We start from the raw sequence: 24,227 nt of genomic DNA on the forward strand, positions 1-24,227 counted from the left end.
CGGGCCTTTCCACATGTCCCTCAGGGACACCCCTGAGGTGTGCGTCACCGGGAGATGACCCAGCCGAGCGCGGCGTTGCCCTTCAGTCCGGCGCCGGCGGCGGTGAAGGACTTGGCGCCCGTGGCGGTGAGGCCGGTGGTGGCGCCGCGCAGGACGGTGACGCCGCCGGCCTCGTTCTCGTAGGCGGTGCCGACGACCAGGTCGGCCCTGCCGTCCTTGTCGAGGTCGGTCAGGCGGACCGCCTGGCCGAAGAAGTCGCCGGTCTCGTTGCTGCCGGGCACGCCCGTGGTGTTCTGGGTGTAGAGCTTGGCGCCCGCGCCCGTCAGCCCCGAGGCCGAGCCGAAGAGGATCATCACGGAACCCGTGTCCTTCGCCGGGCCGTTGTCCTCGCCCGGTGTGCCGACGGCGACGTCGGCGTACTTGTCGCCGTTGACGTCGCCCACGGCGACCGCCGTGCCGAAGCCGTCGGCGGCCTCGCCCACGTCGGGCACACCGGCCGTGTCCTGGTGGATGACGGTCGGCGTCTGCGCCGGGTCGGGGCCGTTGCTGCCGCCGTACCAGACGGTGATCTGGCCGCCCTTGTGGCCGCCGGGCCTGGCCCTCTCCGGGTCGGTGTGGTCGCCGAGGACGACGTCGCCGTGGCCGTCGCCGTTGATGTCGCCGATCGCGCCTGCTTCGCCGTCCGCCTTCTCCAGCTTCACCTGGGCGTAGTCGGACTCGGGGTGCTCGGCGTGGCCCGTGGGGTCGTGGCGGAAGTAGCGGATGTCGCCGCGCAGGTCGGCGTCCGTGGCGAACGGGTACAGGCGCTCCGCCGCCCGGTCGCCCGTCAGGTCGCCGGCGAACACCTCGTACGTGGAGCCGAGTTCGCCGATCCCGTGGTGGCTCAGCGGGGCGCCGGTGCGGGTGAAGGGCCCGCGGTAGAGGTGGGTGTGGCTCTGGCCGGTGACCGTCACGTCCGTCCTGCCGTCGCCGTCGAAGTCGCCGGTGGCGACGCCGGAGGAGTAGCCGCCCCACTCGGTGAGCTGGCCGGCCGGCGGCTGCGGCAGCGCCGAGGCGCCGGTCAGGCCCTTCGTGCCGCCCCAGACGACGAGGACGGAGCCGATGCCCTTGCGGGTGCCGACGCCCTCGTACTGGGAGCCGACCACGAGGTCGGCGTACTTGTCGCCGTTGAGGTCGCCGGCGGCGAGGCTGTAGCCGAAGCGGTCGGAGGACTCGGCGGTTCCCGGGACGCCGGCGGAGTTCTGCGTGATCACGGTCTTCCTTGCGGTCGAGATGCCGGAGGAGGAGCCGTACATCACGACGACCGCGCCCGCACCGCTCGCGGAGCCGACATCGGCGTTCCACGCGCCGAACGCGACGTCCCGGTAGCCGTCGCCGTTGAAGTCGCTCGCCAGTCCCGACGGCGCGGCGGCGGCGGTGCCGGGGAGGGCGGTGAGCAGGCCGGTGGTGAGCGTGGCGGCCAGCAGGAGGGTGCGCTTGCGCAAGGCGGGCTCCAGGGAATTCCAGTGGTGACAGCTCTCGGGAGACCTCTGGCGGGGCCGGAGGGTTGTACGTGGTTCGGGGGCCTCGAGGAGGAAGGGTTGGTGGTGTGGTGGTGTGGTGGTGGTGCGGACCGGATCCGGTACGGCGTTCAGCACGCGCAGCGGGCAGGATGGAGCCATGAGCGTAGTCAAGATCAATGTGCTGACCGTCCCTGCCGAGCAGCGGGTAGTCCTGGAGAAGCGGTTCGCGTCCCGCGCGCACGCCGTAGAGGGCTCCGACGGCTTCGAGTGGTTCGAGTTGCTGCGTCCCGTCGAGGGCACGGACAACTACCTCGTCTACACCCGGTGGCGGGACGAGGAGTCGTTCCAGGCCTGGATGGAGGGGCCGATGAAGGCGGCCCACCAGCAGGGTGGCGGGGCCGGGGAAGGGGCCGGGGAAGGGACCGGGGAAGGCGGAGAGCGGCCCCGGCCCGCGGCTTCGGGGTCGACGCTCTGGTCGTTCGACGTGGTGCAGCAGGCGGGGCCGAAGGACGCGTAGGGGCGTTCGGAGGCGGGGCGGCGGTCCCGGCCCGTGCGGGGCAGGGGCCGTCGCCGTCGTCGCACCCGACGGGCCGGTCGTCCGGTCGCACTGTCGGGCCCGTCGTTCTGTCGTCCGGTCCCACCGTCCGGCCCGTCGACCGGTCGTCCGGTCGTCCGGCCTCTGGCCGCCTGGCCGGCCGCGACGGTGGGCCGGTGGACGGTGCGGCTGCTCGGCGGGCCGGTGGACGGGTGCGACGGCGGGCCGGTGGACGGGTGCGGCTGCTCGGCGGGCCGGTCGACGGTTCTGGGCCTTCGGTGGGCCGGTGGACGGGTGTGGCTGTTCGGCTTCGCGGCTCAGCAGTTCGCCCAGGCCTCGGCCAGGGCCGCGGGGATCAGCGGGATGTCGCCGCAGCCCTGTGCGCCACGGGGGAAGCTGTCGCCGGCGACGTAGCTCCAGCCGCCTGTGGTGGTGGTGCGGAAGTACTTGGTCACGCTGCCCTCGTCCTGCATGGCCACGAGTTCGTCGAGCGTGGCTCCGGGGGTGGCCTGGAAGCGGGTCGCGGCGTAGCGGACGTCGCCGCACCGGCCGTAGAAGAACTGCTGCGGGGCCGGCTGGATGTGGCGGAAGCGGGGGAAGCTGCGCCGGTAGGCGTCGGTGACGGCGGCCTTCACGTCGGCGCCCGCGGGGAGGTTGTGGCAGCCCGGGGTGCCGGTGGAAGTGCTCGCCGGGGTGGGGGTGGCGGCCTTCACGGGGCCGGTGGTGCGGGATGGGGTGGGGGTGGCCGCCGGGCTCGGGGGCGTGCTGGTGGTGGAGGTGCCCGGCGAGGGGGTGGCGGGGATGGCGGACGGCGTGTCTGCCACCGGGGCGGCATGCGGGGAAGGCGATGCCGCGGACGACGCGGTCGCGGAGGACGCGGTCGCGGCGGACCGGGAGCCCGGTGAGTCCTGGCACCCCGTCAGCACCAGGATCCCGCCCATGACGGCGATGACCGACGCACCTCTGAGACCCCGCATCGCGCATCCTCTCCTCGACCGGCGAGCCCTGGGCGCCGGGTGATCGGCCGGCGACCAGTTCCAAGACACGCCGTACGGGGCCGGGGTTGCGCGGAGCGGCGCACGGGATGGTCTCGGTTCCATATACGCGCCGGTCCGTCCGCGTCAGACGGTGGCGGTCGGGACCTCGGTGCCGGTGAGCCGGTGGGCGGCTTCCCGGCAGGGTGCTGCGGCGTCGGACCGGGGCTGGCGGGGCGGTGGTGCGGGTGACGGTGTCCGCCGGGTCCTTGGGGTCCCACGTGATCCCCCGGCGGCCTGGGTGGGGTCCTACGAGTGAATCCGGCCCCCTCTTGAGTGGTCGCCGGCGGGGCAGCGGGAAGGGCCATGGGGCACACCACAGCCGACCAGCGCCGGGCAGGAGCACCCCATGCCGAAGTTCCTCATCCAGGCCACCTACACCACCGAGGGCACGAAGGGGCTGCTCAGGGAGGGCGCGAGCGGGCGTCGTGCCGCCGTCGAGCAGGTCGTCGGCGGCCTCGGCGGGTCGGTCGAGGCCATGTACTTCACCTTCGGGGAGGACGACGTCATGATCATCATCGACTTCCCGGACCCGGTCTCCATGGCCGCCGTCAGCCTCACCGTCAAGGCCAGCGGCGCCCTGCGCACCCGGGCGACGCCTCTCCTGACTCTCGACGAGATCGACGAGGCCACCCGCCGGCAGGTTTCCTTCCGCGCTCCCGGCGAGTGATCCGGGCCCGCCCGCGCCGTTCCCGTCAGGCGGCAGCCGACGCCGCTTGTGCCGCCGTCTCCCGTGCGGCGCGGCGGCGGGCCGGCATCCCGAGGGTCGGGTTGGCGACGCCCCAGGCCGCGCCCTTGCAGACCAGCTCCTTGTAGAGGGCGGCGAGCCGGCCGGTCAGGGCCGCGTCGACCGCGCGGTCGTCGGCGGTGACGTACTGGATCAGGCCCTCCTTGCGGCCCAGCGAGATGCACTGGTTGAAGTAGCGCAGCGGCGTGTTCGGAAGCTTGCCGCCGGTCAGGCGGGCCGCGATGGCGTCGGCAGCCTGCCACGCGGTGGGGATGCCCGAGGCGCACGACATCCGCAGCGGCTTGTCGCCGGGGCCCTTCACCATGGCCGCGTCGCCGATGACGTAGACGTCCGGGTGGGAGACCGAGCGCATGGTGCCGTCGACCACGAGCCGGCCGGTGCCGTCGGCCCGCAGGGTGGTCGCCCTCGCGATCGGGTGGACGGCGAAGCCGGTGGTCCACACGGTGACCGCGGCCGGTACGGAGGTGCCGCCGGCGGTGACGACGTGGTCGGCCTCGACGCCGGTGACCGCTGTGTGCTCGTGCACGGTGACCCCGAGCCGGTCGAAGACCTTCCGCAGATGCCGGCGGCCCTTGGGCGAGAGCCAGTCGCCGAGGCCGCCGCTCGCCATGAGGGCGACATCGAGGTCCGGACGGGCCTCGGCGAACTCGGTCGCTGCCTCCAGGCCGGTGAGGCCGCCGCCCACCACGACGAGGGGCTGTCCGGCATCGAGCCGCGCCAGGCGCTCGCGCAGCCGCAGCGCTCCGGGGCGGCCGGCGATCTCGTGGGCGTGCTCGGCGGCGCCGGGGACGCCCTGGCCGTTCCAGCCGCTGCCGAGGGCGTAGACCAGGGTGTCGTACTCGAGTTCCTCGGCGCCCTGCGTGGTGCGGACGGCGGCGGCCCTGCGCTCGACGTCGACGCCGGTGACCTCCGCGATCTTCAGTACGACGCCGGTGCCCGCGAACATCTCGTCGAGGGGCCGGGGCCTAAGCTGCCGGCCGGCGGCGAGCTCGTGCATCCGGACGCGCTCGACGAAGTCGGGCTCGGCGTTGACGAGGGTGATGACGGCGTCCTCGCGGCGCAGCCGCCTGGCCAGGCGTCCGGCGGCGACGGCTCCGGCGTATCCGGCTCCGAGGACGATGATGCGGTGCTGCATCTGCATGCTCCTGTCTTGAGCGGGTTCGCCCCTTGAACCGGGCGGCCCGCCGTTTCCTGACAGCGAGACGATGTGAAGCAGCTCACATCGACGACGGGTGGGGTCAGAAGGCGTGGAACAGGGGTTCGCCGTGGTCCTCGGCCGCCCACCGCCGGGTCGCGCGGGTGAGCTTGTCGGGGTTGGCCTGGTTGCGGAACGCGGAGATGCCCTCGGCGGTGATCTCCAGGCACATGACGCCGACCACCCTGCCGTCGATCACCGCCACGATCGCGGGGCCGCCGTTGGCGCTGGTGACATGGACCTCGGGCGAGCCGCCGACCATGTCGCGCTTGGCCTTGGCCGGTTTGAACAGCCCCCGCATGAACTTCGCGACCGCGAGAGCGCCCTCGAACGCCTTGGCGCGGGCCGGGACCTTCCCGCCGCCGTCGCCGATCGCCACGGCGTCCTCGGTGAGCAGCCGTACGAGCGGCTCGGTCTCGCCGGTGGTGGCGGCCGCGAGGAACTCGTCGACGACCCGCCGGGCGGCGGCCATGTCGATCTCCGCGCGGGTCCTGCCGTCCGCGACGTGCTTCTTGGCGCGGTGGTAGATCTGCTGGCTGGAGGCCTCGGTGATGTCCAGGATCTCGGCGATCTCCCGGTGCGGGTAGTCGAACGCGGCCCGCAGCACGTACACCGCCCGCTCGCCGGGGGAGAGGCGCTCCAGCAGGGCGAGGACGGCGTACGACACCGATTCGCGCTGCTCGGCCGTGTCGGCCGGGCCGAGCATCGGGTCCCCGGCGAGCAGCGGTTCGGGCAGCCAATGGCCCACGTAGGTCTCGCGCCGTGCGCGGGCCGAGGTGAGCTGGTTGAGGCACAGGTTGGTGAGCGCCTTCGTCAGCCATGCCTCGGGGACCCTGATGTGGCCGGTGCCGGCGGCCTGCCAGCGCAGGAACGTCTCCTGTACGGCGTCCTCCGCCTCGCTCGCTGAGCCGAGCAGACGGTAGGCGAGGGCCTCCAGCCGGGGCCTGAACGCCTCGAAGCGGTCCACGTCGTTCACGGTCAGGGCCATGGGCGGGATCCTAGCGAGTCCGGTGCGTGCCGCCGGCGCGCGGTGCGTCCCCTGCCGTGCGAGGGCTGTCGACGCCCGCGTCGCCGGCTGCGTGAGGATCGCCGTCGAGGCCCGCGTCCCGTCGGCCACGTCCCGTCGGAGTCGGCGGTGGCGTGGCGGGGCCGTGGAGTTCGCGTCGTGCCGGGGTGGGTGGTGTCGTGCCGGGGCCGTTGGCGCAGGCGTCCTACCGGTGTTGCCGTTGGCGCAGGCGTCCTACCGGTGTTGCCGTTGGCACAGGCGTCCTACCGGTAATGCCGCTGGCTGGGGGCCGGGGCCGTGGAGGTGCGCGTCGGGCCGGGGTTGGCGGTGCCGTGCCGGGGCCGTCCACGGAGATGTCCCACCCGTGTTGCCGATGGCCCGGGGCCGTTGACGCCCGCTCCCGTAGCCGTCGCCGGTGCCGTGCCGGAGGCCGAAGTGACCCGCGTCGCCGGCCTCCGTGAGGAGCGCCGACGGCCGGGCGTGACCCGTGCAGTACGACGGCGCCCCCGTCCGCCAGGGACGGGGGCGCCGGCAACAGGCCCGTCAGGGAGGGCTACTTCACCGGTTCCGGTTCCGATTCCGTCTCCGCGTCCGCCGAACCCTCCGGGGCGGCGGGGGTCTTGACGGAGTCGAGGAGGAGCTGGGCGACGTCGACGACCTGGACGGACTCCTTGGCGGTGCCGTCGTTCTTCTTGCCGTTGACCGAGTCGGTCAGCATGACCAGGCAGAACGGGCAGGCGGTGGAGACGATGTCCGGGTTGAGGGAGAGTGCCTCGTCGACGCGCTCGTTGTTGATGCGCTTGCCGATGCGCTCCTCCATCCACATCCGGGCGCCGCCGGCGCCGCAGCAGAAGCCGCGTTCCTTGTGGCGGTGCATCTCCTCGTTGCGGATGCCGGGGACGGCGGCGATGATCTCGCGCGGCGGCGTGTAGATCTTGTTGTGGCGGCCCAGGTAGCAGGGGTCGTGGTAGGTGATGATGCCCTCGACCGGGGTCACCGGGACCAGCTTGCCCTCGTCGACCAGGTGCTGGAGCAGCTGGGTGTGGTGGATGACCTCGTAGTCGCCGCCGATCTGCGGGTACTCGTTGGCGATCGTGTTCAGGCAGTGCGGGCAGGTGGCGACGATCTTCTTGGCCGACCTGGGCTTGCGGGACTCCTCCGTCACCTTGCCGTCGTCGTCCAGCTCCTCGCCGAACGCCGTGTTCAGGGCCATGACGTTCTCCATGCCGAGCTCCTGGAAGAGGGGCTCGTTGCCGAGGCGGCGGGCGGAGTCACCGGTGCACTTCTCGTCGCCGCCCATGATCGCGAACTTGACGCCCGCGATGTGCAGCAGCTCCGCGAAGGCCTTGGTGGTCTTCTTGGCGCGGTCCTCCAGGGCGCCGGCGCAGCCGACCCAGTACAGGTACTCGACCTCGGTGAGGTCCTCGATGTCCTTGCCGACGACCGGGACCTCGAAGTCGACCTCCTTGAGCCATTCCAGGCGCTGCTTCTTCGCCAGGCCCCAGGGGTTGCCCTTCTTCTCCAGGTTCTTGAGCATCGTGCCCGCCTCGGACGGGAACGCCGACTCGATCATCACCTGGTAGCGGCGCATGTCGACGATGTGGTCGACGTGCTCGATGTCGACCGGGCACTGCTCGACGCAGGCGCCGCAGGTGGTGCAGGACCACAGCACGTCCGGGTCGATGACGCCGTTCTCCTCGGCGGTGCCGATCAGCGGACGCTCGGCCTCCGCCAGGGCGGCGGCGGGGACGCCGGCCAGCTGCTCCTCGGAGGCCTTCTCCTCGCCCTCCATGGTCTTGCCGCCGCCGGCCAGCAGGTAGGGCGCCTTGGCGTGCGCGTGGTCGCGCAGCGACATGATCAGCAGCTTCGGGGAGAGCGGCTTGCCGGTGTTCCAGGCGGGGCACTGCGACTGGCAGCGCCCGCACTCGGTGCAGGTGGAGAAGTCCAGCAGGCCCTTCCAGGAGAACTGCTCGACCTGGGAGACGCCGAAGACGTCGTCGTCGCCGGGGTCGGTGAAGTCGATCGGCTTGCCGCCGGACGTCATGGGCTGGAGGGCGCCGAGGGCCGTCCCGCCCCTCGCCTCGCGCTTGAACCAGATGTTCGGGAACGCCAGGAAGCGGTGCCAGGCCACACCCATGTTGGTGTTCAGCGAGACCACGATCATCCAGATGAACGAGGTCCCGATCTTGATCATGGCGACCAGGTAGACCAGGTTCTGCAGCGTGCTGACGCCGAGGCCCTTGAAGGCGAGGACCAGCGGGTACGAGGCGAAGTACGACGCCTCGTAGTGGTCCACGTGGTGCAGGGCCCCCTCCAGGCCGCGCAGCACGTAGATCGCGAGGCCGATGGTGAGGATGACGTACTCGACGAAGTACGCCTGGCCCGACTTGGAGCCCGCGAAACGGGACTTGCGGCCGGCCCGGGACGGCAGGCTCAGCAGCCGGATGACGATGAGCGCGGCGATGCCCAGGATCGTCATCACACCGATGAACTCGATGTAGAGCTCGAACGGCAGGAAGCCGCCGATGACGGGCAGCACCCAGTCGGCCTGGAAGAGCTGGCCGAACGCCTGGGCCAGGGTCGGCGGCAGCGTCAGGAAGCCGACGGCCACGAACCAGTGGGCGACGCCCACGATGCCCCAGCGGTTCATCCGCGTGTGACCGAGGAACTCCCGCACCAGCGTCACACTGCGCTGATAGGGGTTGTCGGTCCGGGTGCCGGCGGGTACGGGCTGGCCCAGTTTGAAGTACCGGACGAACTGACCGACGGCGCGCGCGAGCAGGGCGACGCCGACCACGGTCAGGACCAGCGACACGATGATCGCGGCGAGTTGCATTTGGGGGCTCCTCGGGCCTGCGAGGGAGATTACTAAGCGGTAACTTACCCAGTCCGTCTGAGACTACCCGCATCCCTCGTCGCACTGTAGCCAGGCGTGGGGTGATCTGGATCGCTGAGGGCTGCCTCACGAACGGGACCCGTTACCTCCCGAACCGAACGTGTTATTCGTACCAAATTGATAGATTCACGCCTAATTTAAGACCGTGCTCTACGGCCTCGCCGCCGCCGTCGCGGCCCTCTTCCTCGCATCGCTGCTCACGGCCGCCCTGCGCGTGCCGGCGCTGCGCCTCGGACTGCTCGACCGCCGCCGCACCCGTCCCTTGCCGCTGCTCGGCGGGGTGGCCGTGGTGGTGACCACCCTCGCCGTCGCGGGCGCCGGCGAGTGGACCGGCGTCGCCCCGCTCGGCTCCGGCGTCGGCAGGCTCCTGATCGCCGCCGGGGCCGTCGCCCTGCTCGGTCTGCTGGCCGACCTGTGGCGGCTGCGGGCGCGGCTGCTGCTGTGCGGTACGGCGGGGGCGGCCGCCTGCGTGGTGCCGTACGAGGAGGCCGGCGTCGTCGGCGGGGTGCTGGCGGTCGGCTGGATCGCCGCCGTCGCCGTGGCCTTCCGGGCACTGGATCACGCGGACGCGCTGGTGGGGACCGTCGGAGTGGTGACCGCCTTCGGGGTGGGGGTGTGCGCGGCGGTGGAGCTGCTGGACGGGCTCGCGGTGCTGCTGAGCGTGCTGGCGGCCGCGCTGACCGGCTTCCTGATGCACAACTGGCACCCCGCGCGGATCGCGCTCGGCGCGTGCGGGTCACTGTTCACCGGGTTCGTGCTCGCCGCCGCGGTTGTGCTGACCCGTGTGGGGTACGCGCCCGGGAGTTCCGTGGGCCCCCTGTTCGCGTTCACCGCGGTGGCCAGCGCCGATGTGCTGCTCGTGGTGCTGGCGCGACGGTTCACCGGCAGGCCCGGGCCCGACCATCTGGCGCACCGGCTGCGGCGGCTGGGGCTGACTCCGCAGGGCGTGACCGTCGTGCTCGGCGCCCTCGCCTTCGCCGGGGTGCTCGTCGGTGTCCTGGTGCACGCCGGGTGGGCCGACGGGGTCGCCGTGCTCGGCGTCGCGGGCGCCGCGCTGGTCCTCGTGCTCGGACTGCTGCGGGTGAGAACGCGCGGTCGGTTGACGGCAACCTCCGCTCATGATGCCGCGTCCTTGCAGGTCACAGGGCGCTTGCGTGTAAGGAACGGATAAGAGTTGAGTCCGTATGACTCAGGTCTGTTGACCCCGGCGCGGACGTCATGCACACTTGAGCCTGTTCCACTCAAGTCAGCTGGAGGAATCAACCATGGCACGTGCGGTCGGCATCGACCTGGGCACGACTAACTCCGTCGTCAGCGTTCTGGAGGGCGGCGAGCCCACCGTCATCACCAACGCCGAGGGCGCCAGGACCACGCCGTCCGTCGTCGCCTTCGCCAAGAACGGCGAGGTGCTGGTCGGCGAGGTGGCCAAGCGCCAGGCCGTGACGAACGTCGACAGGACCATCCGGTCGGTCAAGCGTCACATGGGCACGGACTGGAAGATCGAGCTCGACGGCAAGCCCTTCAACCCGCAGCAGATCAGCGCCTTCGTGCTGCAGAAGCTCAAGCGGGACGCCGAGGCCTACCTGGGCGAGAAGGTGGCCGACGCGGTCATCACCGTCCCGGCCTACTTCAACGACGCCGAGCGGCAGGCCACCAAGGAGGCCGGTGAGATCGCGGGCCTGAACGTCCTGCGCATCGTCAACGAGCCGACCGCCGCCGCCCTGGCGTACGGCCTCGACAAGGACGACCAGACCATCCTCGTCTTCGACCTCGGTGGCGGCACCTTCGACGTCTCGCTGCTGGAGATCGGCGACGGCGTCGTCGAGGTCAAGGCCACCAACGGTGACAACCACCTCGGTGGTGACGACTGGGACCAGCGCGTCGTCGACTACCTGGTCAAGCAGTTCCAGTCCGGTCACGGCGTGGACCTGAGCAAGGACAAGATGGCGCTGCAGCGCCTGCGCGAGGCCGCCGAGAAGGCGAAGATCGAGCTGTCCTCCTCCACGGAGACCTCGATCAACCTGCCCTACATCACCGCATCCGCCGAGGGCCCCCTGCACCTCGACGAGAAGCTCACCCGCGCCCAGTTCCAGCAGCTGACCGCGGACCTGCTGGAGCGCTGCAAGACGCCGTTCCACAACGTCATCAAGGACGCCGGCATCCAGCTGGGCGAGATCGACCACGTCGTCCTCGTCGGCGGCTCCACCCGTATGCCCGCCGTCGCCGAGCTCGTCAAGGAGCTGACCGGCGGCAAGGAGGCCAACAAGGGTGTGAACCCGGACGAGGTCGTCGCCATCGGCGCCTCGCTCCAGGCCGGTGTCCTCAAGGGCGAGGTCAAGGACGTCCTGCTGCTCGACGTCACCCCGCTGTCCCTCGGTATCGAGACCAAGGGCGGCATCATGACCAAGCTGATCGAGCGCAACACCACGATCCCGACGAAGCGCTCGGAGATCTTCACCACGGCCGAGGACAACCAGCCGTCGGTGCAGATCCAGGTCTACCAGGGCGAGCGCGAGATCGCGGCGTACAACAAGAAGCTCGGCATGTTCGAGCTGACCGGTCTGCCCCCGGCGCCGCGCGGCGTCCCGCAGATCGAGGTCTCCTTCGACATCGACGCCAACGGCATCATGCACGTCACGGCGAAGGACCTCGGCACCGGCAAGGAGCAGAAGATGACCGTCACCGGCGGCTCCTCGCTGCCGAAGGACGAGGTCGACCGGATGCGCCAGGAGGCCGAGCAGTACGCGGAGGAGGACCACCGCCGCCGCGAGGCCGCCGAGTCCCGCAACCAGGGCGAGCAGCTGGTCTACCAGACGGAGAAGTTCCTCGCGGACAACGAGGACAAGGTCCCCGGCGAGATCAAGACCGAGGTCGAGGCCGCCGTCGCCGAGCTGAAGGAGAAGCTCAAGGGCGAGGACACCGCCGAGATCCGCTCCGCCACGGAGAAGGTCGCGGCCGTCTCCCAGAAGCTGGGCCAGGCGATGTACGCCGACGCCCAGGCTTCCCAGGCGACCGCGGGCGGCGCCTCCGAGCAGCCCAAGGCCGACGACGACGTGGTCGACGCCGAGATCGTGGACGACGAGCGCAAGGACGGTGCCGCGTGACGGAGGAGACCCCGGGCTTCGAGGAGAAGCCCGACGTCCCCTCCGGCGCCACTCCTGACGACGCCGAGCCGCAGGCCGCCCCGGAGGAGGGGGCGGCCACGGCAGGGGACGTGAAGCAGAACGCCGGCCTGGTGGCAGAGCTGGACCAGGCGCGTACGGCGCTCGGTGAGCGCACGGCGGATCTCCAGCGGCTGCAGGCCGAGTTCCAGAACTACCGCCGCCGCGTCGAGCGGGACCGCGTCACGGTCAAGGAGATCGCCGTGGCGAACCTCCTGACCGAGCTGCTGCCGGTGCTCGACGACATCGGGCGGGCCAGGGAGCACGGCGAGCTGGTCGGCGGCTTCAAGTCCGTCGCCGAGTCGCTGGAGACCGTGGCGGCCAAGATGGGCCTTCAGCAGTTCGGCAAGGAGGGTGAGCCCTTCGACCCGACGATCCACGAGGCCCTGATGCACAGCTACGCGCCGGACGTCACGGAGACGACCTGCGTCGCGATCCTCCAGCCGGGGTATCGCATCGGCGAGCGCACCATCCGCCCCGCGCGGGTGGCCGTCGCCGAGCCCCAGCCGGGCGCGCAGACCGTGAAGGGCGCCGAGGAGGGCGACGTGAAGGCCGACGACAAGGAGAGCGGTGGCCCGGACGAGGGCTGACGTTGAACGGATGAGAGAGGAGGGACGTCGAGGATGAGCACCAAGGACTTCATCGAGAAGGACTACTACAAGGTCCTCGGCGTCCCCAAGGACGCCACCGAGGCCGAGATCAAGAAGGCGTACCGCAAGCTCGCCCGCGAGTTCCACCCGGACGCCAACAAGGGCAACGTCAAGGCCGAGGAACGCTTCAAGGAGATCTCCGAGGCGAACGACGTCCTCGGCGACGCCAAGAAGCGCAAGGAGTACGACGAGGCCCGCGCGCTGTTCGGCAACGGCGGCTTCCGCCCGGGCCCCGGCGCCGGCGGCGGCACCTTCAACTTCGACCTGGGCGACCTCTTCGGAGGCGCCCAGGGCGGGGGAGCGGGCGGCGGCGGGGGAGCGGGCGGGGGCTTCGGCGGCGGACTCGGCGACGTCTTCGGGGGCCTGTTCAACCGGGGCGGCGCGACGACCGGCACCCGGACCCAGCCGCGCCGCGGCCAGGACATCGAGTCCGAGGTCACCCTCAGCTTCACCGAGGCGATCGAGGGCGCGACGGTCCCGCTGCGGATGTCCTCGCAGGCGCCGTGCAAGGCCTGCTCCGGCACCGGCGACGCCAACGGCACACCCCGCGTGTGCCCGACGTGCGTCGGCACCGGCCAGGTGGCGCGCGGCTCCGGCGGCGGTTTCTCCCTCACCGACCCGTGCCCCGACTGCAAGGGCCGCGGTCTGATCGCGGAGAACCCCTGCGAGGTCTGCAAGGGCAGCGGACGCGCCAAGTCGTCCCGCACCATGCAGGTGCGCATCCCGGCCGGGGTGTCGGACGGCCAGCGGATCCGGCTGCGTGGCAAGGGCGCGCCCGGTGAGCGGGGCGGCCCGGCGGGCGACCTCTACGTGGTCGTCCATGTCAAGGAGCACCCCGTCTTCGGCCGCAAGGGCGACAACCTCACCGTCACCGTCCCGGTGACGTTCACCGAGGCGGCCCTCGGAGGCGAGGTCAAGGTCCCCACCCTGGGCGGCCCTTCGGTCACGCTCAAGCTGCCGCCGGGCACCCCCAACGGCCGCACGATGCGGGCCCGGGGCAAGGGCGCGGTCCGCAAGGACGGCACCCGCGGCGATCTGCTGGTCACCGTCGAGGTGAGTGTTCCGCAGGACCTGACGGGGAAGGCTCGTGACGCGCTGGAGGCGTATCGCGAGGCGACCGCGGGCGAGGACCCGCGGGCGGAGCTGTTCCAGGCCGCGAAGGGAGCATGAGTGAAGCCATGGACATCAACGGCCGTCGACGCAACCCCTATGAGCTGACCGAGGAGACCCCGGTCTACGTCATCTCGGTGGCGGCCCAGCTGTCCGGCCTGCACCCGCAGACCCTGCGCCAGTACGACCGGCTGGGGCTGGTGTCTCCGGACCGCACGGCCGGGCGCGGCCGCCGCTACTCGGCCCGTGACATCGAACTGCTGCGCCAGGTGCAGCAGTTGTCGCAGGACGAGGGCATCAACCTGGCCGGCATCAAACGCATCATCGAACTGGAGAACCAGGTCGCGGCGCTCCAGTCCCGCGTCGCGGAGATGCAGGCCGCGCTGGACGGCGCGGCGGCGGCCATGCAGCAGCGTGAGGCCGCGGTGCACGCCTCCTACCGGCGCGACCTGGTGCCGTACCAGGAGGTGCAGCAGACCAGCGCGCTGGTGGTGTGGCGGCCGAAGCGGCAGCAGCCGTCGGACTGACCGACGTGGCGCGACACCGACGACGAAGGGGCCGGGAGGGCGAACCTCCGGGCCCCTTCTTCCTGTTCCGGCCGGCCGTGAGGCGGAGTTCGGGGGCTGGTCCGGCAACCGCACGGTCAGCGGGCCGGTCCGCCGTGAACGCGTTCTGCCCGTCCGGCGACCTCGGTGCCCGGCCCCGGGCCACGCCCCGGTGCTCGCTGCGGGCATCGAGCGGAGCGTCCCAACTCCTCGTGGGTGGAGGGCTGGTGAAGGCTCTCGGGAGAGGGTTTCGCGGTGTGTCCACGAGCTAAGCGGAACGTGATGTTGCCATCTCGTTAAGTGATTCCCCTTGACGCTGAGGGGCGCCGACGCGTTGGCTTTTCAGTCATCCGGGCCGCAACGCCGCGGCCACCTCCGGAAGCAGCAGAAGTGGGCTCATCCATGCGTCGTCGTATCGCCATATCCGTGGTCGCCTCGTCGTTGACCCTGTCGCTGACAGGCTGTGGCGTGCTGGGGGCGACGGGGGAAAGCAGCGACGCGAGCCCCACCAAGGGCAACGACATCACCGTGGGCCTGCTGCTGCCCGAGACGGCGAACACGCGCTACGACAAGTTCGACTACCCCATCATCAAGGAGCGGGTGGCCGTCCTCACCAAGAACCAGGGCGAGGTCCGGTACGCCAACGCCGACGCGGACGCCAACAAGCAGGCCAGCCAGATGCAGCAGATGATCGACGAACAGGTCGACGTCATCCTGCTGGACGCCGTGGACGCGCACGCCATCGCGGGCGGTGTGGAGAAGGCCAAGGAGGCGGGCATCCCGGTCATCGCCTACGACCGGCTCGCCGAGGGCCCCATCGACGCCTACATCTCCTTCGACAACGAACTCGTAGGCGAGGTCCAGGGCCGGTCCCTGATCGACGCGCTGGGCAGCGAGATCGACAGCTCCGACAAGATCGTCATGATGAACGGCTCGCCCACCGACCCGAACGCCAAGCAGTTCAAGCAGGGCGCGCTGTCCGAGCTGAGCGGCAAGGTGACGATCGCCCAGTCCTTCGACACCAAGGACTGGAAGCCGGAGAACGCCGAGGCCAACATGGCCGAGGCGATCCAGAAGATCGGCAAGGACAACATCGTCGCCGTCTACTCCGCCAACGACGGCATGGCGGGCGGCGTCATCAAGGCGATGGAGGCGGCCGGCGTGACCGAACTGCCGCCGATCACCGGGCAGGACGCGGAACTCGCGGGCGTGCAGCGGATCGTCTCCGGCGAGCAGTACATGAGCGTCTACAAGTCCTACCCGCAGGAGGCCGAGGCCGCCGCCGAGATGGCCGTGGCCAAGGTGCAGAGCAGGGACATCCAGTTCGACGCCCTCGCCCGCGACCGGGTCGACAGCCCGACCCACAAGGGCATCCCGGCCCAGCTGGTGTCGGTGGTCGCGCTGACCCGGGAGAACATCAAGGACACCGTCGTCGCGGACGGCATCCACAAGGTGTCGGACATCTGCACGGCCGAGTACAAGGAAGCCTGCGCGGCGATCGGGCTCAGGTAGCGGCGCCCGCTTCCGCGCACGGGTGAAGGGGTGGTTCGCGCCTGCGGCGCGCCGCCCCTTCGGTCATTCTTCCGGGCCGGACCCGGGCGCGGTGGCCCGGCGGCGGCCACCCTGGCGGGGGCCGGAGCACACCCCCGCCGGCTTGTTGCGAGGCGACAGGCGGGGGGAGGGAGAAAACTGGCCATAGCGGCGGTTTCCCACGGTCACCCTGGAGCGAGCCGTGTTGCGGAGCAGGTCCGGTCCGCGCATAGTTGCGCTGCGGAAGACGCTGGAACCGGGGGTGGAATGGGCCATGGCCGGGCACGGGACGGACGAGCATCCGCATGGTGCTGACCGACTGTGCGAGGCCGGGGATCGCGTGTATTCCCGGGCCGTACGGCGGGGCCGTGTGGCGCGCCGCGACGCGGAACCGGTGCCCTGTCTGCTGGAACTCGCCCTGCTGCACCCCGACCCCGACGACATGGACTGGCTCGTCCCGACCTCCCCGCAGGAGGTCATGACCCGGCTGCTGCGCGGGGTGTACGACGAGATGAGCGCCAGTCAGCGGCGGATGGGCTCGGCGGTGGCGGCCTTCGAGTGGTACGCCGGTCTGGGCGGTCAGGCGTCCTCCTCCGAGGGTGTGGCGATCCGCGTGCTGGACGGGCCCTCGCGTATCCAGGCGGCGCTGGACGAGGCGACGGCGGCGTGCACCACCGAGGTGCTCACCGTGCAGCCCGGAGGCATCCGGCGCGAGCACGAGCTGTCGGAGGGCCTGCACCGGGCGCTGGAGCTACGAGGGCGGGGCGTGCGGATGCGCGACCTGTACAACCACGTCGCGCGGCACGGGCAGGGCCTGCTGAACTACCTGGAGCTGATGGGGGAGGCGGTCGAGGCCCGCACCCTGGACGAGGTCATCGACCGCCTGATCCTCTTCGACCGCACGGTGGCCTTCATCCCCGCGAACGCCGACCGCACGATGGCTCTGGAACTGCGTCACCCGGCGCTGGTGGAGTACCTGGTGACGGTCTTCGAGCGGCTGTGGCGCCTGGCGATCCCGCTCACCGCGGCGCTGCCGGACACCGGCATCGAGGGCATCTCCCACCGCGAGCAGTCGATCGCGGCACTGCTGGCGGAGGGGCACCAGGACGCGGTGATCGCGGAGCGGCTGGGGATCAGCGTCCGCACCTGCCGGGCCCATATCGCCCGCCTCTCCGAGACGCTCGGGGCGGCGAGCCGGACGCAACTGGGCGTGCGGATAGCGCAGGTCGGCCTCGACGGCCAGGCCCGTCCGCTCTCGGCCGCAGAACTCGGCGTTCCTGAGCAGGGCTCGGCGAATCAGGGTTCTCCGACGGCCCGCTGAGGCCCTGGGAGCGGGGGATGGCCCCGCTCCCAGGGCCTCAGCGGGCCCGCTCCGGGCCGCAGTGGTCCCGCTCCGGGTCTCAGTGGTCGCGCTCCCAGGTCTCAGTGGTCGCGCTCCAGCATCCCCGACTGCGCGATGAGGTAGCCGAGCTGGGCGCGGCTGCCGCTGCCCAGGGCGGTGGCCAGCTTGGCGATGTGGGCCCGGCAGGTGCGGACGTTCATGCCCAGGCGCCGTGCGATGGCCTCGTCCACGTGGCCCTCCACGAGCAGCTTGGCGATGGAGTACTGGATCTCGGAGATGCCGTCGGGGGCGGTCTCGTAGGGGGCGCCGGCGCTGAGCGGCACCGCGCGGCTCCACATGAACTCGAACACCTTGACCAGGTAGCTGACCAGGCCGGGATGACGCAGTTCCAGAGCGACCTGGCGGTCGTCGCGGACCGGGATGAAGGCCACGCTCTCGTCGCAGATGATGAGCCGCTCGACCAGTTCGTCGATGGTGCGGTACTCCGCCTTCCCGTCGGCGAACTGCTCCATGTAGGCCAGTCGTTCGGGGCTGTAGCGGGCGGTGTGCTGATAGAGCGTCCGGATCCGCACCCCGCGCTCGATGAGCGTGCGGTCGCGTTCCATCGCCTCGATGAGCCGGTTCTCGGGGCGCTTGCCCCGGCTCGGCTGCACCGTGAGCACCTCGGACCGGCACTGGGCGGTGGCCAGGTCGAGCGCGTCGTTGATCCGGTCCAGGCCCTCCAGCACGGTGATCGAGTGCGCGGGCGTGATCTGCTGGGCGCTGAGGGCCATGAACGGCTCGAAGGCGTCCGCCAGTTCGATCGACGTCCGCCTGCGCTCGGTGATCTCGCGCTCAATGGGATTGAGCCGCTGGGCCAGGGCGACGGACGGCGGCAGCGGCACCAGCCAGTTCGGGTCGTCCGGGTCGGGGTGGAGCAGGGCGAACTCCATGAGGCAGGGCGCGGCTTCCACCTCCGTACGGGCGATACGTCCTGTACGGAGGGCGTTGGCATAGAGACGACCGCCTTCGTCACACAGCTCGGTCACCGCGTGAGGATGCGTCGCCTTCGTCCCATTCGATGCCAAATCTCCACCCCCCAGGGTCCTGAACATGCAGGAACATGATGCATCGATTGTGTGGCCATGACGTGCCTGAATGAGCCATCGTCTTATCCGACGGGGGAAGAGGGGACCTTCAAGTGAGGACGAAGCCGACTATGCGTAAGAGAATGCTTCGCTCGGTGCTTGTCGCCGCCTTCTCCGCCGTTGTGGCCTTCGGAGCACTGAATGGCCTCTCGGGCGCGAGCAGTGACGCGGTGACGGACGTTGCGCGGTCAGCATCAGTGGTGTCCGGTGATGGAGACGCTCTGGCGTTCCCGGCTGACACCACGTGGGACTGACCATGGCCACTCCACCCGACGACCGCTCATTCCGTAGAGAGATGGCCACCGCCTACCGCTCCGGCTGGCACTTCATCGACCTGGCCACCGCCATCCCCCACAGCGGTGACTCGTTGATGGTGACCGTGTTCGGCGAGCCCGTCGTCGTCACCCGTGACGACGACGGAGACGTACGGGCGTACCGGTGTCTGCGGCGGCCTCGGGGGGCGCCGCAGCCGGTACGGTGTGCCATCCGGTACGGAATGATCTTTGTGAACCTGGACCAGCGGGACCATCGTCTCGCGGAGCCGGAGCCGTCCGGCCCCATGACCATCTCGGCCACCCCCCGCAGTGCCTGACGCGATTCCCCCGTCGTAACAGATCGCTCAGGTGCTTCCCCCCGCAGCGGCGTCACCGTGACCTGAACACGGTGACGCCGCTGCAGTTTTTTGCGGATTTTTCCCGCTATCCCGGGTTATCGGCACGCGTTCGAGTGTGGCCGAAAAGTGCCACTCGCCGGCGTTGGCGCGTTCAGGGCTTCCTCCGGGTACCCCATAAAGGCCCCGAGTCGTTCCCACCCATTCCCTTGAGTGGAATAGACTCAACTTTGTGGAAGTTGCCTGAGTCAGTCGCTCACGCAAGGAGGAGAACGGACACGTGGACGCCGAGCTGACCAACCGGAGCCGGGACGCGATCAACGCGGCCGGCAACCGGGCCGTGACCGGGGGACACCCCGACCTCACCCCCGCGCACCTGCTCCTGGCTCTGCTCCAGGGGCGGGAGAACGAGAACGTCACCGACCTGCTCGCCGCCGTGGAGGCCGACCAGGCGGCCGTACGCGCCGGCACCGAGAAGGTCCTCGCCCAGCTGCCCAGCGTGACCGGATCCACCGTCGCGCCCCCGCAGCCGAACCGCGAGTTGCTCGCCGTGATCGCCGACGCCCAGGCCAGGGCCCAGGACCTCGGGGACGAGTACGTCTCGACGGAGCACCTGCTGATCGGCGTGGCCGCCAAGGGCGGGGCCGCCGGAGAGGTGCTGAGCCGGCAGGGCGCCGACGCGAGGAAGCTGCTGGAGGCATTCCGCAAGGCACGCGGCGGCCGCCGGGTCACGAACGCCGACCCCGAGGGTTCGTACAAGGCCCTGGAGAAGTTCGGGACCGACTTCACCGCCGCCGCCCGCGAGGGCAAGCTCGACCCCGTCATCGGGCGGGACCAGGAGATCCGGCGCGTGGTGCAGGTGCTGTCCCGGCGCACCAAGAACAACCCCGTTCTGATCGGCGAACCGGGCGTGGGCAAGACCGCCGTCGTCGAAGGGCTCGCCCAGCGGATCGTCAAGGGCGACGTGCCCGAGTCCCTGCGCAACAAGCGGCTCGTCGCGCTGGACCTCGGCGCCATGGTCGCCGGGGCGAAGTACCGCGGCGAGTTCGAGGAGCGGCTGAAGACCGTGCTCGCCGAGATCAAGGACTCCGACGGGCAGATCATCACCTTCATCGACGAACTGCACACCGTCGTGGGCGCCGGCGCCGGCGGTGATTCGGCCATGGACGCCGGAAACATGCTCAAGCCCATGCTGGCCCGCGGGGAACTGCGCATGGTCGGCGCGACCACGCTCGACGAGTACCGCGAGCGGATCGAGAAGGACCCGGCGCTGGAGCGGCGCTTCCAGCAGGTGCTGGTCGCCGAGCCCAGCGTCGAGGACACCATCGCCATCCTGCGCGGACTCAAGGGCCGCTACGAGGCCCACCACAAGGTGCAGATCGCGGACAGCGCGCTGGTCGCCGCCGCGACCCTGTCCGACCGGTACATCACCTCCCGCTTCCTGCCCGACAAGGCCATCGACCTCGTCGACGAGGCCGCCTCCCGGCTCCGCATGGAGATCGACTCCTCGCCCGTCGAGATCGACGAACTCCAGCGGGCCGTCGACCGGCTGAAGATGGAGGAGCTCGCCCTCAGCAAGGAGACCGACGCGGCCTCCCGCGAGCGACTGGACAAGCTGCGCCGCGACCTCGCCGACAAGGAGGAGGAGCTGCGCGGCCTGAACGCCCGCTGGGAGAAGGAGAAGCAGTCCCTCAACCGGGTCGGTGAGCTGAAGGAGAAGCTCGACGAACTGCGCGGGCAGGCCGAACGCGCCCAGCGTGACGGCGACTTCGACACCGCGAGCAAGCTGCTGTACGGCGAGATCCCGGGCGTGGAGCGGGACCTGGAGGCGGCCTCGGAGGCCGAGGAGGAGGTCGCCAAGGACACCATGGTCAAGGAGGAGGTCGGCTCCGACGACATCGCGGACGTCGTGGCCTCCTGGACCGGCATCCCGGCCGGCCGGCTGCTGGAGGGCGAGACGCAGAAGCTGCTGCGCATGGAGGAGGAGATCGGCAGGCGGCTCATCGGCCAGAGCGAGGCCGTGCGTGCCGTGTCCGACGCCGTGCGGCGCTCCCGCGCCGGCATCGCCGACCCGGACCGGCCCACCGGCTCCTTCCTCTTCCTCGGCCCCACCGGCGTCGGCAAGACCGAACTCGCCAAGGCGCTCGCCGACTTCCTCTTCGACGACGAGCGGGCCATGGTCCGCATCGACATGAGCGAGTACGGCGAGAAGCACAGCGTCGCCCGCCTCGTCGGCGCCCCGCCCGGATACGTCGGCTACGAGGAGGGCGGCCAGCTGACGGAGGCGGTGCGGCGCCGCCCGTACAGCGTCGTACTCCTCGACGAGGTGGAGAAGGCGCACCCGGAGGTCTTCGACATCCTCCTCCAGGTGCTGGACGACGGCAGGCTGACGGACGGTCAGGGGCGGACGGTGGACTTCCGCAACGCCATCCTGGTGCTGACCTCCAACCTGGGAAGCCAGTTCCTTGTGGACCCGATCAGCAGCGAGGAGGAGAAGAGGGAACAGGTGCTGGAGGTGGTCCGGTCGTCGTTCAAGCCCGAGTTCCTCAACCGCCTCGACGACCTGGTCGTCTTCTCCGCGCTGAACAAGGAGGAGCTGAGCCGGATCGCCCGCCTCCAGATCGACCGGCTGGCGAAGCGGCTCGCCGAACGCCGGCTCACCCTGGAGATCACCGACGAGGCGCTGGCCTGGCTCGCCGACGAGGGCATGGACCCGGCCTACGGGGCCCGCCCGCTGCGCCGCCTCGTCCAGACCGCCATCGGCGACCGGCTCGCCAGGGAGATCCTCTCCGGCGAGATCAAGGACGGCGACACGGTCCGCGTGGACACCTTCGGCGAGGGCCTGATCGTGGGACCGGCGACGGGCAAGACGCTCTAGGTGAGCCCTGGGTGTGCTGTCCGGACAGCGCACCTAGCCGCCGGCCGGTGAGCTTCTCGGCGGGCCGTGCTGACAGCCGGGGCAGATCGTGAACGCCGAGAAGCTCACCAGCGCGGTCTCGGCGTCCTGGTGCGCGATCTCCACCTGGACCCCGTGCGCGCCGGCGTCCCCCGGCAGGGCGTCCGAGCGGCGGAGGCCGAGACACAGGTCGGCGTCGGAGCTCGCGCAGGCCCGTCGGGGCTCCGGGGCGTCTGGGTAGCTGCCGGCCAGCCAGCCGCGCACGTTCGCGCGCGGCATCCGGAAGACGGCCCGGTAACCCGGGTCGGTCCCGTGCGTCACCGTGCACGACTCGATGCGGGCGCCCTCCGGCAGCGCGGCCCCGCCGAAGGCCAGCGCCTCGGCGCAGCCGGCCTTCTCGGCGACGTACCTGCCGACCTCCTCGTCGTCGGTCAGGAGCAAGGCCGGCACGCCCACGACGAGGACGCCCACGATCAGCACCGGCACGGCCGCGACGGCCGCGAAGATTCCCCGCCAGGCGCGGCCCCGGGCCTCATCCCGCCCCGTCGCCGCGTCGTCCCGTACCTCTGTCACGGTCCCCGCCCCCTGCCCGCACCGGCCGACCGGCCGGATCAAGTCCGCCGACGGCGGACAGACTACGGCGGGGCTTGCCACCCCCCTCCCCGCATGGGGGAGGATGGCGGAATCCGTACGAAGGGAAATTCACGGTGACCATCGACCCGTCCTCGATTCCGAACTTCGGGGGCAAGCCCCAGCCCGAGCCCCAAGGACCGGCGGGCCCCGTCGTCCCGGATCAGGACCTTGTGAAGCAGCTCCTCGACCAGATGGAGCTGAAGTACGTCGTCGACGAAGAGGGTGACCTCGCGGCGCCGTGGGAGCAGTTCCGTACGTACTTCATGTTCCGCGGCGAGGGTGACCAGCAGGTCTTCTCGGTGCGGACCTTCTACGACCGCCCCCACCCGATCGACGAGAAGCCGCAGCTTCTGGAGTCCATCGACGACTGGAACCGGCGGACCCTGTGGCCGAAGCTCTACAGCCACACCCACGACGACGGCACCGTCCGCCTCATCGGTGAGGCCCAGATGCTGATCGGCACCGGCGTCAACCTGGAGTTCTTCGTCTCCTCGACGGTCAGCTGGGTGCGCGCGGCGATCGAGTTCGACCGCTGGCTGGTCGAGCAGCTCGGCCTGGAGAAGGAGATCAACGACTCGGACAAGCCCGAGGACGAGGAGTAGGGCGGCCCGGGGCCCCGAGAGCCCGGTCAGGACACCGGCCGCACGGCCGGGTGCCCGGGCCGGGCTTCGCTGTCTTCGAGGCCGGGTTCCGACGCGCGGCCACGGGAGACGCGGCGTCCTGCGCCCGCTCGCGGTCGATCTGGAGATGCTCGCCATGCTGCTGGAGGGCGACCCGGCCGAGTCCGGTGGCCGGATCGATCTGTCCACCGGGGAGTGCCGGCCCGCGTTTACCGATGAGCTGGGGCCTGGGTTCGAGGCCGAGGAAGACGACGATCCCGAGCGCTGGCTGTACGTGCCGGCTGTGGGGTCCCGGGCCGGTTACCGGGACATGGAGCTGTTCATCGAAGAGGTCGAGGACGCCGCCCTTGCCGACCGGCTGCGGATCGCCATCGGTGGGCGGGGAGCCTTCCGGCGCTTCAAGGACGTCCTCGCCGGTGACGAGCGCTCCTGGAGCCCGTACCACCGGTTCCGCGATGAGCGACAGCGCGGCCGGACCCGCGCCTGGCTGGCCGAGGAGGGCGACTGCCCGCACGTCACCTTCCTCGTGGAGCCCAGCTCGGGTTCGAATCCTTCGGGGCCGGTATGACTCTTTGCTGCCTCTGGCCTGGATAATCCGGGGCGCTGTCACCGGGCCTGGCGGCGCCGGTTGATCGCCGAGTGAAGCGTGTCCGCCGACAGGCGGGCTGCGTGATGACCGTCGATCACCGGTGTCCCGGTCGACCAGGCGGCAGCCGAGAGCGGTGCGCGGAGGCTCGAAGCAACGAGGCCGAGTGCCCGGTGCATATACCGGTACGTCTGTGGCTGTCAGCGGCCAGTGCAGCGCTCCGGCAGCGCACGGCAGGTCAGCTTTCGTAGTGGTAGCGGCACTGTGCGATCAGGACACCGTCCTCGGTGGCCTTGTAGATCAGCCGGTGCTCGTCGTTGATACGGCGCGACCAGTAGCCCTGGAATCCGTGCTTGAGCGGTTCCGGTTTGCCGATCCCCTCGTTGCCGTTCCGGGCGATGTCCGCGATGAGCGTGTTGATGCGCTTCAGGATCTTCCGGTCCTGAAGCTGCCACCACAGATAGTCCTCCCAGGCGCGGGAGGAGAAGGTGATCTTCAACT

General features: G+C 70.7%; 22 protein-coding genes. 14 read left to right on the plus strand and 8 right to left on the minus strand.

Annotation, left to right across the window (positions count from 1 at the left end):
* Nucleotides 1–44: 44 nt before the first annotated feature.
* Nucleotides 45–1,484, minus strand: a complete 1,440-nt coding sequence (locus ACGF8A_RS02935) for an FG-GAP-like repeat-containing protein (RefSeq protein WP_393103551.1) — start codon at nt 1,482–1,484, stop codon at nt 45–47.
* Nucleotides 1,485–1,659: 175 nt separating this feature from the next.
* On the opposite strand from ACGF8A_RS02935, the gene ACGF8A_RS02940 reads away from it, so the two are divergent.
* The gene (locus tag ACGF8A_RS02940; RefSeq protein WP_393103554.1) at nt 1,660–2,019 is read left to right on the plus strand and encodes an antibiotic biosynthesis monooxygenase family protein; all 360 of its coding nucleotides are present in this window, start codon (nt 1,660–1,662) and stop codon (nt 2,017–2,019) included.
* A 335-nt stretch (nt 2,020–2,354) separates the two neighbouring features.
* Here ACGF8A_RS02940 and ACGF8A_RS02945 read toward each other — a convergent pair whose 3' ends face one another.
* Nucleotides 2,355–2,750: a hypothetical protein gene (locus tag ACGF8A_RS02945; RefSeq protein ID WP_393103556.1), complete on the minus strand. Its 396-nt coding sequence runs from the start codon at nt 2,748–2,750 to the stop codon at nt 2,355–2,357.
* 28 nt (nt 2,751–2,778) lie between these two features.
* Between ACGF8A_RS02945 and ACGF8A_RS02950 the strand changes: the two genes are divergently transcribed.
* Both ACGF8A_RS02950 and ACGF8A_RS02955 read left to right on the plus strand, forming a co-directional pair.
* Complete coding sequence (locus ACGF8A_RS02950; RefSeq protein ID WP_393103558.1) at nt 2,779–3,057, plus strand: hypothetical protein; 279 nt, start codon at nt 2,779–2,781, stop codon at nt 3,055–3,057.
* A gap of 363 nt (nt 3,058–3,420) precedes the next feature.
* Nucleotides 3,421–3,741 carry a GYD domain-containing protein gene (locus ACGF8A_RS02955; RefSeq protein WP_393103560.1) on the plus strand — a complete coding sequence of 107 codons (321 nt, stop codon included), beginning with the start codon at nt 3,421–3,423 and terminating at the stop codon, nt 3,739–3,741.
* 25 nt (nt 3,742–3,766) lie between these two features.
* Here the strand turns inward: ACGF8A_RS02955 and ACGF8A_RS02960 are convergent, their stop codons facing one another.
* From ACGF8A_RS02960 to ACGF8A_RS02970, 3 genes are all read right to left on the minus strand, one after another.
* A complete protein-coding gene (locus ACGF8A_RS02960; RefSeq protein ID WP_393103562.1) occupies nt 3,767–4,954 on the minus strand; it encodes an NAD(P)/FAD-dependent oxidoreductase in 1,188 nt (395 codons plus the stop codon).
* 103 nt (nt 4,955–5,057) lie between these two features.
* A complete protein-coding gene (gene sigJ / locus ACGF8A_RS02965) occupies nt 5,058–6,002 on the minus strand; it encodes an RNA polymerase sigma factor SigJ (RefSeq protein WP_393103564.1) in 945 nt (314 codons plus the stop codon).
* A gap of 571 nt (nt 6,003–6,573) precedes the next feature.
* Nucleotides 6,574–8,856, minus strand: coding sequence for a (Fe-S)-binding protein (locus tag ACGF8A_RS02970; protein ID WP_393103566.1), 2,283 nt, complete (start codon nt 8,854–8,856; stop codon nt 6,574–6,576).
* A gap of 205 nt (nt 8,857–9,061) precedes the next feature.
* Between ACGF8A_RS02970 and ACGF8A_RS02975 the strand changes: the two genes are divergently transcribed.
* From ACGF8A_RS02975 to ACGF8A_RS03005, 7 genes are all read left to right on the plus strand, one after another.
* Entirely contained in the window at nt 9,062–10,087 is a 1,026-nt protein-coding gene (locus ACGF8A_RS02975) for an MraY family glycosyltransferase (protein ID WP_393103568.1), read from the plus strand.
* 94 nt (nt 10,088–10,181) lie between these two features.
* On the plus strand, nt 10,182–12,020 hold the full coding sequence (dnaK, locus tag ACGF8A_RS02980; protein ID WP_393103570.1) for a molecular chaperone DnaK: 1,839 nt from the start codon (nt 10,182–10,184) through the stop codon (nt 12,018–12,020).
* Nucleotides 12,017–12,667, plus strand: coding sequence for a nucleotide exchange factor GrpE (grpE, locus tag ACGF8A_RS02985; RefSeq protein WP_393103572.1), 651 nt, complete (start codon nt 12,017–12,019; stop codon nt 12,665–12,667). Before dnaK ends, grpE begins: the two co-directional genes overlap by 4 nt.
* A 33-nt stretch (nt 12,668–12,700) precedes the next feature.
* Nucleotides 12,701–13,897 carry a molecular chaperone DnaJ gene (dnaJ, locus tag ACGF8A_RS02990; RefSeq protein ID WP_393103574.1) on the plus strand — a complete coding sequence of 399 codons (1,197 nt, stop codon included), beginning with the start codon at nt 12,701–12,703 and terminating at the stop codon, nt 13,895–13,897.
* A gap of 14 nt (nt 13,898–13,911) precedes the next feature.
* Entirely contained in the window at nt 13,912–14,364 is a 453-nt protein-coding gene (locus ACGF8A_RS02995; RefSeq protein WP_393103836.1) for a heat shock protein transcriptional repressor HspR, read from the plus strand.
* Nucleotides 14,365–14,784: 420 nt separating this feature from the next.
* Nucleotides 14,785–15,894, plus strand: coding sequence for a substrate-binding domain-containing protein (locus ACGF8A_RS03000; protein ID WP_393103576.1), 1,110 nt, complete (start codon nt 14,785–14,787; stop codon nt 15,892–15,894).
* Between the two features lie 292 nt (nt 15,895–16,186).
* A complete protein-coding gene (locus ACGF8A_RS03005) occupies nt 16,187–17,233 on the plus strand; it encodes a LuxR C-terminal-related transcriptional regulator (protein WP_393103578.1) in 1,047 nt (348 codons plus the stop codon).
* 101 nt (nt 17,234–17,334) lie between these two features.
* Here the strand turns inward: ACGF8A_RS03005 and ACGF8A_RS03010 are convergent, their stop codons facing one another.
* Nucleotides 17,335–18,348 (minus strand): helix-turn-helix transcriptional regulator, encoded by a 1,014-nt coding sequence (locus ACGF8A_RS03010; RefSeq protein WP_393103580.1) that lies wholly within the window; start codon nt 18,346–18,348, stop codon nt 17,335–17,337.
* 289 nt (nt 18,349–18,637) lie between these two features.
* Between ACGF8A_RS03010 and ACGF8A_RS03015 the strand changes: the two genes are divergently transcribed.
* Nucleotides 18,638–18,973 carry a hypothetical protein gene (locus ACGF8A_RS03015; protein WP_393103582.1) on the plus strand — a complete coding sequence of 112 codons (336 nt, stop codon included), beginning with the start codon at nt 18,638–18,640 and terminating at the stop codon, nt 18,971–18,973.
* Nucleotides 18,974–19,271: 298 nt separating this feature from the next.
* Entirely contained in the window at nt 19,272–21,869 is a 2,598-nt protein-coding gene (clpB, locus tag ACGF8A_RS03020; protein ID WP_393103584.1) for an ATP-dependent chaperone ClpB, read from the plus strand.
* Between the two features lie 33 nt (nt 21,870–21,902).
* Here the strand turns inward: clpB and ACGF8A_RS03025 are convergent, their stop codons facing one another.
* Nucleotides 21,903–22,460: a hypothetical protein gene (locus ACGF8A_RS03025; RefSeq protein ID WP_393103586.1), complete on the minus strand. Its 558-nt coding sequence runs from the start codon at nt 22,458–22,460 to the stop codon at nt 21,903–21,905.
* 134 nt (nt 22,461–22,594) lie between these two features.
* Here ACGF8A_RS03025 and ACGF8A_RS03030 point away from each other — a divergent pair, with 134 nt between their 5' ends.
* A complete protein-coding gene (locus tag ACGF8A_RS03030) occupies nt 22,595–23,122 on the plus strand; it encodes a YbjN domain-containing protein (protein WP_393103588.1) in 528 nt (175 codons plus the stop codon).
* A 145-nt stretch (nt 23,123–23,267) separates the two neighbouring features.
* Nucleotides 23,268–23,708, plus strand: coding sequence for a UPF0158 family protein (locus ACGF8A_RS03035; protein ID WP_393103590.1), 441 nt, complete (start codon nt 23,268–23,270; stop codon nt 23,706–23,708).
* 256 nt (nt 23,709–23,964) lie between these two features.
* Here ACGF8A_RS03035 and ACGF8A_RS03040 read toward each other — a convergent pair whose 3' ends face one another.
* Nucleotides 23,965–24,225 carry a Txe/YoeB family addiction module toxin gene (locus ACGF8A_RS03040; RefSeq protein ID WP_067029017.1) on the minus strand — a complete coding sequence of 87 codons (261 nt, stop codon included), beginning with the start codon at nt 24,223–24,225 and terminating at the stop codon, nt 23,965–23,967.
* Nucleotides 24,226–24,227: the final 2 nt, after the last annotated feature.

The sequence above is a fragment of the Streptomyces sp. NPDC047706 genome (assembly GCF_043204795.1).
GTDB lineage: Bacteria > Actinomycetota > Actinomycetes > Streptomycetales > Streptomycetaceae > Streptomyces.

Excerpts from the sequence above, each read along its gene's own strand:
- ACGF8A_RS02955 (WP_393103560.1), top strand. The coding sequence starts at position 3,421 with ATGCCGAAGTTCCTCATCCAGGCCACCTACACCACCGAGGGCACGAAG.
- ACGF8A_RS03015 (WP_393103582.1), top strand. The coding sequence starts at position 18,638 with ATGGCCACTCCACCCGACGACCGCTCATTCCGTAGAGAGATGGCCACC.
- ACGF8A_RS02960 (WP_393103562.1), bottom strand. The coding sequence starts at position 4,954 with ATGCAGCACCGCATCATCGTCCTCGGAGCCGGATACGCCGGAGCCGTC.
- ACGF8A_RS03000 (WP_393103576.1), top strand. The coding sequence starts at position 14,785 with ATGCGTCGTCGTATCGCCATATCCGTGGTCGCCTCGTCGTTGACCCTG.
- ACGF8A_RS02940 (WP_393103554.1), top strand. The coding sequence starts at position 1,660 with ATGAGCGTAGTCAAGATCAATGTGCTGACCGTCCCTGCCGAGCAGCGG.
- dnaK (WP_393103570.1), top strand. The coding sequence starts at position 10,182 with ATGGCACGTGCGGTCGGCATCGACCTGGGCACGACTAACTCCGTCGTC.
- sigJ (WP_393103564.1), bottom strand. The coding sequence starts at position 6,002 with ATGGCCCTGACCGTGAACGACGTGGACCGCTTCGAGGCGTTCAGGCCC.
- dnaJ (WP_393103574.1), top strand. The coding sequence starts at position 12,701 with ATGAGCACCAAGGACTTCATCGAGAAGGACTACTACAAGGTCCTCGGC.
- ACGF8A_RS02970 (WP_393103566.1), bottom strand. The coding sequence starts at position 8,856 with ATGCAACTCGCCGCGATCATCGTGTCGCTGGTCCTGACCGTGGTCGGC.
- ACGF8A_RS03005 (WP_393103578.1), top strand. The coding sequence starts at position 16,187 with ATGGCCGGGCACGGGACGGACGAGCATCCGCATGGTGCTGACCGACTG.
- ACGF8A_RS03010 (WP_393103580.1), bottom strand. The coding sequence starts at position 18,348 with ATGTTCAGGACCCTGGGGGGTGGAGATTTGGCATCGAATGGGACGAAG.
- ACGF8A_RS03035 (WP_393103590.1), top strand. The coding sequence starts at position 23,268 with ATGCTCGCCATGCTGCTGGAGGGCGACCCGGCCGAGTCCGGTGGCCGG.